Origin of the sequence: Actinomadura fibrosa (assembly GCF_900659615.1) — a bacterium.
GTDB classification, from domain to species: domain Bacteria; phylum Actinomycetota; class Actinomycetes; order Streptosporangiales; family Streptosporangiaceae; genus Spirillospora; species Spirillospora fibrosa.
Genome location: NZ_CAACUY010000100.1, coordinates 22828 through 30530, shown reverse-complemented (window position 1 = coordinate 30530; position 7703 = coordinate 22828). Strand labels below are relative to the sequence as shown.

At 73.9% G+C, this 7703-nt stretch carries 8 protein-coding genes; 6 read left to right on the top strand and 2 right to left on the bottom strand.

Features of this window, described 5'->3' with window-relative positions:
* The 3 genes from E1300_RS27980 to E1300_RS27970 form a co-directional block, all read left to right on the top strand.
* The coding region (locus E1300_RS27980) for a RelA/SpoT family protein (RefSeq protein ID WP_131760068.1) at positions 1 to 1694 on the top strand (1694 nt) is incomplete at its 5' end.
* A gap of 45 nt (positions 1695 to 1739) precedes the next feature.
* Positions 1740 to 2180 (top strand): universal stress protein, encoded by a 441-nt coding sequence (locus tag E1300_RS27975; RefSeq protein ID WP_131760067.1) that lies wholly within the window; start codon positions 1740 to 1742, stop codon positions 2178 to 2180.
* A gap of 63 nt (positions 2181 to 2243) precedes the next feature.
* Complete coding sequence (locus tag E1300_RS27970) at positions 2244 to 3095, top strand: hypothetical protein (protein WP_131760066.1); 852 nt, start codon at positions 2244 to 2246, stop codon at positions 3093 to 3095.
* On the opposite strand, the gene E1300_RS27965 is transcribed toward E1300_RS27970, so the two are convergent.
* Positions 3076 to 3696, bottom strand: coding sequence for a hypothetical protein (locus tag E1300_RS27965; RefSeq protein WP_131760065.1), 621 nt, complete (start codon positions 3694 to 3696; stop codon positions 3076 to 3078). The genes E1300_RS27970 and E1300_RS27965 overlap by 20 nt on opposite strands.
* A 186-nt stretch (positions 3697 to 3882) precedes the next feature.
* Positions 3883 to 4896 (bottom strand): glutamine synthetase, encoded by a 1014-nt coding sequence (gene glnII / locus E1300_RS27960; RefSeq protein ID WP_131760064.1) that lies wholly within the window; start codon positions 4894 to 4896, stop codon positions 3883 to 3885.
* A 468-nt stretch (positions 4897 to 5364) separates the two neighbouring features.
* Here glnII and E1300_RS27955 point away from each other — a divergent pair, with 468 nt between their 5' ends.
* From E1300_RS27955 to E1300_RS27945, 3 genes are all read left to right on the top strand, one after another.
* On the top strand, positions 5365 to 5904 hold the full coding sequence (locus tag E1300_RS27955) for a hypothetical protein (protein WP_207399990.1): 540 nt from the start codon (positions 5365 to 5367) through the stop codon (positions 5902 to 5904).
* A 237-nt stretch (positions 5905 to 6141) separates the two neighbouring features.
* Positions 6142 to 7197: a serine hydrolase domain-containing protein gene (locus E1300_RS27950; protein WP_131760063.1), complete on the top strand. Its 1056-nt coding sequence runs from the start codon at positions 6142 to 6144 to the stop codon at positions 7195 to 7197.
* A gap of 67 nt (positions 7198 to 7264) precedes the next feature.
* The gene (locus tag E1300_RS27945) at positions 7265 to 7699 is read left to right on the top strand and encodes a Fur family transcriptional regulator (RefSeq protein WP_131760062.1); all 435 of its coding nucleotides are present in this window, start codon (positions 7265 to 7267) and stop codon (positions 7697 to 7699) included.
* The last annotated feature ends 4 nt before the right edge of the window (positions 7700 to 7703 follow it).

Sequence of the window (7703 nt, the reverse complement as noted above, 5' to 3'; positions counted from 1 at the left end):
CCGCGCGCCGCGCGTCCGCCGCCGCCCGGAGCGGCCCGCGCGCCGCGCTCGCGCCCCTGCTGGACGCGCACCGCACCGCCTTCCCCGGCGCCGACGAGGCGGAGCTGCTGCGCGGCTACGAGGTCGCCGAGCGGCTGCACCGCGGCCAGCTCCGCAGGTCCGGTGCCCCGTACATCACCCACCCGCTCGCGGTCGCGATGATCCTCGCCGGGATGGGCCTGGACACCACCACCCTCGTCGCCGCGCTGCTGCACGACACCGTCGAGGACACCCCGTACACGATCGGGGAGCTCCGCGCCGACTTCGGCGAGGAGGTCGCGGTGCTGGTGGACGGGGTGACCAAGCTCGACGGCGGCCGCTGGGGCGACCGGGCCGAGGCCGAGACGTTCCGCAAGATCGTGCTGTCCGCCGCCGACGACCTGCGCGTCCTGGTGATCAAGCTGGCGGACCGGCTGCACAACCTGCGGACGCTGCGCTACCAGCCGGCGCACAAGCGCGCCCGCTACGCCAAGGCGTCGCACGAGCTGCTGGTCCCGTTCGCCGAGCGGCTCGGCATCCACGTCCTCAAGCGGGAGATGGACGACCTCGCGTTCGCCGCCCGCTCCCCCGAGGCGCACGCCGCGACCGGGCACGCCGTCCGCGCCGCGCTGCGCGACGCCGGCCGCGCGTTCGGGCCCGCGACGGACCGGCTGCGCGGGTCCCTCGCCGAGCACGGCGTCGAGGCGCGGATGGAGATCAGGCCGTCCCACCTGTACGCGGTGCACCAGTCGTTCAGCGGCGAGCTGGCGGGGCTGCGGCCCTGCGAGGCCGCCCGGCTCCTCGTCCTCGTGGACGGCGCCGAGCGCGACTGCTACATCGCGCTCGGCGCGGTGCACGCCGCGCTGCACCCCGTCGCCGGGCAGGTCCGCGACTTCATCGCGATGCCCAAGGACAACATGTACCAGTCGCTGCACACGCGGGTGATCAGCCCGGACGGCGACCCGTTCGAGGTCATCATCCGCAGCCTCGCCATGCACCCGGTCGCCGAGTACGGCATCGTCGCCCACATCCGCGACGCCTGCGACGACGCCGCCACCGCCGACGCGGTCGCCGGGCGGCGCGACCTCGTGTGGCTGAGCCGGCTGCTGGCGTGGCAGTCCGACGCGCCGTCCGCGGACTTCCTGGAGAGCCTGCGCGCCGACCTCGCGGCGGGCAACGTCGCCGCGTTCACCCCGGACGGCGAGATCGTCGCGCTGCCCGCGGGCGCCACCGCGCTGGACTTCGCCTACGCGCTCGGCGCCGCCACCGGCGACCGCTGCATCGGCGCGGTCGTGAACGGGCGGCTCGCGCCCATGTCGGTGCAGGTCCGCAGCGGCAACGTCGTGGAGATCCTCACCGACCCGGCCGGCCGGCCGTCGCCGGACTGGCTGGAGTTCGCCGTGACGGTGCCCGCCCGCGTCCACATCCAGCAGGGTCTCGCGCGGCACCGGGCCGAGCAGGCCGCCGAGGCGGGCCGCCGCCGCCTCGTCCGCGCGCTGGCCGGACGGCATGTCGACCTCCTCGCCGCCGAGGCGCGCGGCGACTCGCTCGCCGTCGCGCGGGCGCTCGGCTACGGGGAGATCGACGAGATGTACGGCGCGCTCAGCACCGGCCGCCTGCCGCTGGAGGAGCTGCTCGCCCGCTTCGTCCGGTCCTGGCACCGGCGGAGCCCGTAGCGCACCGGGACGGGACCCGCGGGGCATACGCCCTAAGGTGGGCGTATGTCCTTTGAATACGGCGTCGACGGGCCGAAGGTGATCGTCGCCGGCGTCGACGGGTCGGACACCTCGATGCGCGCCGGGGCCTACGCCTGGGGGCTCGCCCGGCGCGGCGGCGCGCGGCTGGTCCTCGTCCACGTGGCGCCGATCGCGGCGCTGTCCACGCTCACCCCCGGCGGCGCCGCCGTGATGCGCGAGGCGGCGGACGAGGTCATCGGGGAGCTGCGCACCGAGCTGGAGCGGGCCGCGTCCGAGCGCCCCGTGCGGTACGACCTGGTCACCGAGCAGGGCGACCCGTTCACCGTCCTCGCCCGCGTCGCCGACGAGAACCGCGCGGACGCGGTCGTCGTCGGCGCGTCCGCGCAGGCGGGGCACCGGCTGGTCGGGTCGGTCGCCGTCCGGCTCGTCCGGGCGGGCCGGTGGCCGGTGACCGTGGTGCCCTGACGCCCCGCCCACGCCCCGCCCGCGCCCCGGTTCGACACCGCGTACGGGGGAAGGGCACCCGTCATGCCAGCTCCTTACCTGACCGGGGTCTCCTGGTCCGGCACGGCCCTGCGGGTGACCGGCCGGATCGAGCGGAACGGCACCGTCCCGCCGGCGCCCGACATCGAGCTCCACCTGCGCGAGCGCGACGGCGGCGGCCTGCTGCGCGTCCCCGCCGACCGCACGGTCGGGGACGGGACGGCCGGGAACGGGACGGTCGGGTTCGAGGCCCGCATCGACGTCGAGGACGCCGGCGACGGCTGCCCGCTGCCCGGCGGCCTGTGGGACGTCGACATCGCCATCGGCGGGCCCGCCGAGGACATCGTCATGCCGCTCGGGCCGCGCCGCGCCCCCGATCTCGACGACGAGCCCCAGCGCCGCTTCCTGCCGGACTCGACCACGGTCGCCGTCTACTTCAACGCCCAGGGCGCCCTCGCGATCGACGTCGGCGGGCGGCCCCACGTCGCCGGCGCCACCGTCGCCGACCGCCTCGGCTGGAACGAGCAGGACGAGGAGGTCGTCGTCACCGGCCGCATCGACTACGAGCGGCTCACGATGCCGGTCTCCGGCATGCTCGACCTGGTGGAGCGCCACACCCGCAGGACGTACGAGGTCATCGCCATGCTGGAGGAGTGTCCCGGCGGGCTCCGCTACACCGCCGAGGTGCCGGTGACGCGGGCGCTCATCGACGACCCGCTCCCCCGCGGCACCTGGGACGCCCAGCTCTGCCTCGGGTTCTCCGGCATGCACCGGGTGCTGCGCCTGCTGGCCCCCGCGGACCCCGTGGACGTCCAGGTGCGGCGGCGCCTGCGGCACCTGCGGGTGGTGTCGTCCACCGCGCCCGACCCGCTGACGATCACGGTCGGCCGCGCCTGAACGCGCCCCCGGACGCCGCGGCCACGACCGCCGCCAGCAGGGCGACCACCACCGTCCCGCCGACCATGTCGAGCGCCGCCGTGGCGAGGACCGCGTCGAGCGGCGCGCGCAGCGCCAGCGGCAGCAGCGACACGACGCCGACCGCGAGGCCGCCGATCCAGGCGAACGCCCGGACGGGCCGCGCCGCCGTCGCGTACAGCAGGTGCATCAGCGCCGTCGCCTGGACGGTCCCCGCGAAGGCGCACAGCGCGTAGCTGGTGGCGGCGGCCCCCGCGCCGGTGTGGCGGCCCGCGAACACCGGGACCTGCACGCCGAACACCCCGCGGACGCCGAGCACGACGGCGAACGCCAGGCCCGCGGCCATCAGCGCGCACGCGAGGCCCGTCAGCCAGAGGGGGCGCAGGACGGGGTCGTGGCCCGCCGAGACCTCCTCGTGCAGGGCGACGAAGTCCTGGTAGCGCGCGACCTGGGCGGCCTCCGCCGGGCGGGCGCGCACGGTGGACGGGCATCGGAACGACCGCTGCCACGGCCGCGGCGCAGGGCGGCCGGCGTGCCTGCCGGGCAGGCCGCCGGGATACCGCCCGAACGGCGTATCGGGCATGTTCCCTCCCCCGGTGCGAACAGGGAGGTGCTACCCGGCACCGATCGGGGGAACTCCGCCAACCCGAACAATTTGCAGAGGTTTGGCCACATCCGACATGCGCCCCTTCACGGAACGAGCCGCCGCCTCCCTGGCATGGCGAAGGCCCGGGGGGCGCGCCTCCCGGGCCTCACCGTCCGCTCGGGATCAGACCTGGCCGGCCTTCTCCAGCGCCTCGCAGCAGGTGCCCGTGATCAGCCGGGCCACCACGTACGGGTCGACGTTGGCGTTCGGGCGCCGGTCCTCGATGTAGCCCTTCTTGTCGACCTCGACCTGCCACGGGATGCGCACCGACGCGCCGCGGTTGGAGACGCCGTAGCTGAACTCGCTCCACGGGGCGGTCTCGTGCATGCCGGTCAGGCGGCGCTCGATGTCGGCGCCGTAGCCCTGGACGTGCTCCTGCGCCTTCGCGGCGAGCGCCTCGCACGCGGTGATGATCGCGTCGTAGCCCTCGCGCATGGCCTTGGTCGAGAAGTTGGTGTGCGCGCCGGCGCCGTTCCAGTCGCCCTCGACCGGCTTCGGGTCGAGGGTCGCGGAGACGTCGGAGTCCTCGGCGATGCGGTAGAGCAGCCACCGCGCGACCCACAGGTGGTCGCCGACCTCCAGCGGCCCGGCGGGGCCGATCTGGAACTCCCACTGGCCCGGCATGACCTCGGCGTTGATGCCGGAGATCTTCAGCCCGGCGTCCAGGCAGGCGTCCAGGTGCCGCTCGACGATGTCGCGGCCGAACACCTCGTCGGCGCCCACGCCGCAGTAGTAGAAGCCCTGCGGGGCGGGGTAACCGCGCTCGGGGAAGCCGAGCGGGCGGCCGTCCTTGAAGAAGGTGTACTCCTGCTCGATGCCGTACCAGGAGTCCTGCGCCTCGTACTTCTCGGCGATCGGGCGCAGCGCCGCCCGCGTGTTGGTCGGGTGGGGCGTGCCGTCGACGAGGAAGACCTCGCACAGGACGAGCTTGTTGTCGCCGCCGCGGATCGGGTCCGGACACGAGAACACCGGCTTGAGCACGCAGTCCGACCTGTCGCCCGGGGCCTGGTTCGTGCTGGAGCCGTCGAAACCCCAGTCCGGCAGGTCGGCACCGTCCGGGAGGATCCTGGTCTTCGACCGCAGCCGCGCGGTGGGCTCCGTGCCGTCGATCCAGATGTACTCGGCCTTGTAGCTCAACGTCGATCCCTTCGTGGGCCTTTGGAGGTCGCTTGCCGGGGGGCAGGGCGGGGGTTTCGGCGCTGTCGAACCTGCCGAACAGCGATTTCGGACCTGTTGCCCATGTGTGAACGTCGTGTAAAACGCAACCTGACCTGGCCGAACCCCGTGAGACCTCGCTCACACCCGCCGCCCGGGCCGCCGTACCAGACGCCGGGCCGCGGGCCCGCCGGGGCCGCCGCCGGACAGCGCCGCACTCGAACCCATGCACGAAAAGGATCACCCTGACGACGTCCGAGCGGCCCCTCCCGTTTACCTCGATCCGTAGATCGGCACGATCCGGCCAATCTCGGCGAGCCATTCGTTCGTGACCAGGCAAGAAACGAGACGCGACCATTCGCGGCAATTCTCCGTGTGTATCGGGAGAGGCCCCGGGTAAGGCACGGGCCTCGCAAGGTGCGACGCAACACGAAATGGAGGAATGCGTCCGTGAAAAGAGTTCTCATTCACCTGTCCGCCCTCACGGTGGCGGTGCTGACCGCCCTCGCGTTCAGCATCGTCCCGGCCTCGGCGGCGCCCCGCGCGGCGGCTCCGGCCCCGCTCGACAGCGTCCCCGTCTCCGGCACCACCGAGGACGGCTCGACCTTCACCGGTACGGTCGTGCCCACGGCCTTCACCTCGCAGGGCCGGCAGGTGCTCGTCAACGGCGACCTGACCGGAACGCTGCGTGACAGCTCCGGCACCACCACCGAGGTGACCCGCACCCCGGTGTCGCTCCCGGTCGCCCTCCCCGCCGCGACCTGCCCGATCCTGCACCTGACGCTCGGCCCGCTGGACCTCAACCTCCTCGGGCTGACCGTGCACCTGGACCGGGTCGTCCTGGACATCACCGCGATCTCCGGGCCCGGCAACCTGCTCGGCAACCTCCTGTGCGCGATCGCCGGGCTGCTGGACGGCACCGGCGACCTCAGCGGACTGGCGGCCCTGCTCGCCCAGCTGAACGCCCTGCTGGGCCTCGGCAACCGGTAGCGAAGAGTCCCCCCGCCGACAATGGCCGGCCCCTGGCTCCCAGGGGCCGGCCCGCGGCGTTTTCGCACCACGCTCTCCAGTGGAAAACAAATGGCATCCCCACTGCCCGCCGCCGCAAATTACCACTATGCCCGTCCAAGATCATCTGAGAATTGCACGGACGCCGCCGTACCCGCGCCGGCCGGGCCGCCGGAAAATGAATGGCCCCGCCGCCCGCGGCCGGGCTAGGTTGCGCCCATGGCAGCGATCCAGGGAACATGCGACGACCGTTTCGGCGCCGTCGCCGACGCGCTGGCGGCCTCGCTGGACGCCGACGACGTCGGCGCCTCGGCGGCGGTGCACATCGACGGCGAGCCGGTCGTCGACCTCTGGGGCGGGCATCTCGACACCGCCCGCACGCTCCCGTGGGAGCGCGACACGATCACGAACGTCTGGTCCACCACCAAGACCATGACGGCGCTGTGCGCGCTGATCCTCGCGGACCGCGGCGACCTCGACCTGGACGCGCCGGTCACCCGCTACTGGCCCGGGTTCGCGGCCGCGGACGTGCGCGTCCGGCACCTGCTCGGGCACACCGCGGGCCTGCCCGACTGGGACGACCCGATCACGGTCGCGGACCTGTGCGCGTGGGAGAGCGCCACCGCCCGGCTGGCCGCGCAGGAACCGCGCTGGAAGCCGGGCACCGAGGGCGGATACCACTCGCTCACCTTCGGCTTCCTGATCGGCGAGGTCGTCCGCCGCGCCACCGGCCGCCCCATCGGCGCCTTCTTCGCCGACGAGGTCGCCGGACCGCTCGGCGCCGACTTCCACCTCGGCCTCCCCGCCGAGCACGAGCACCGCCTGGCCCCGCCGATCGCCGATCCCCGGGGGGACAGGCCGGAAGGCTTCCTCGTCGGGGTGGCCGACGCGAACACGCCCGCCTGGCGCCGCGCCGAGATCCCCGCCGTCAACGGCTACGGCAACGCCCGCTCGATCGGCGCCGTCCAGTCGGTCCTGGCCTGCGGAGGCGCCGTCAACGGCGTCCGGCTGCTCTCCGAGGCGGGCTGCGAACGCGTCTTCGAGGAGCAGTTCCGCGGCGAGGACCGCATCCTCGGCATGCCGATCCGCTGGGGCCTCGGCTACCGGCTGGAGGGCCACACCTGCTCGTGGGGCGGCTGGGGCGGCTCGCTCGTCCTGATCGACTACGACCACCGCATGACCGTCGCGTACGCGATGAACCAGATCCTCTGGGACGACGGCTACGCCCGCGCCCTGAGCATCGTCCTGGCCGCCTACGAATCCCTCACCGCATGACCGCGGCCGTGGCGGAGGGTCCGGGGGGTGGTCAGGCCCCCGGTACGCGCCGGGTAAGTTGGGCGGCATGACCGCGTCCGGGCCCTCCAGCACCGCAGAGGAACTGCGCGGCGCCGGCCTGCGCGTGACCGCCGCCCGCGTCGCGCTGCTGGAGACCGTCCGCGACGGTGACCACCTCGGTGTCGAGGCCATCGCCACCGGCATCCGCGAGCGCGTCGGCCACATCTCCCTGCAAGCGGTCTACGAGGCCTTGCACGCCCTCACCGATGCCGGGCTCGTCCGCCGCATCGAACCCGCCGGCAGCCCCACCCGCTACGAAGGCCGCACCGGCGACAACCACCACCACATCGTCTGCCGCGCCTGCGGCGCCGTCACCGACACCGACTGCGCCACCGGCCAGGCCCCCTGCCTCACCCCCACCACCGACCACGGCTACACCATCGACGAAGCCGAGATCACCTTCTGGGGACTGTGCCCGCGGTGCCGCGCACAGGGCGGCTGACCGC

Excerpts from the sequence above, each read along its gene's own strand:
- E1300_RS27965 (WP_131760065.1), bottom strand. The coding sequence starts at position 3,696 with ATGCCCGATACGCCGTTCGGGCGGTATCCCGGCGGCCTGCCCGGCAGG.
- E1300_RS27945 (WP_131760062.1), top strand. The coding sequence starts at position 7,265 with ATGACCGCGTCCGGGCCCTCCAGCACCGCAGAGGAACTGCGCGGCGCC.
- E1300_RS27970 (WP_131760066.1), top strand. The coding sequence starts at position 2,244 with ATGCCAGCTCCTTACCTGACCGGGGTCTCCTGGTCCGGCACGGCCCTG.
- E1300_RS27975 (WP_131760067.1), top strand. The coding sequence starts at position 1,740 with ATGTCCTTTGAATACGGCGTCGACGGGCCGAAGGTGATCGTCGCCGGC.
- E1300_RS27950 (WP_131760063.1), top strand. The coding sequence starts at position 6,142 with ATGGCAGCGATCCAGGGAACATGCGACGACCGTTTCGGCGCCGTCGCC.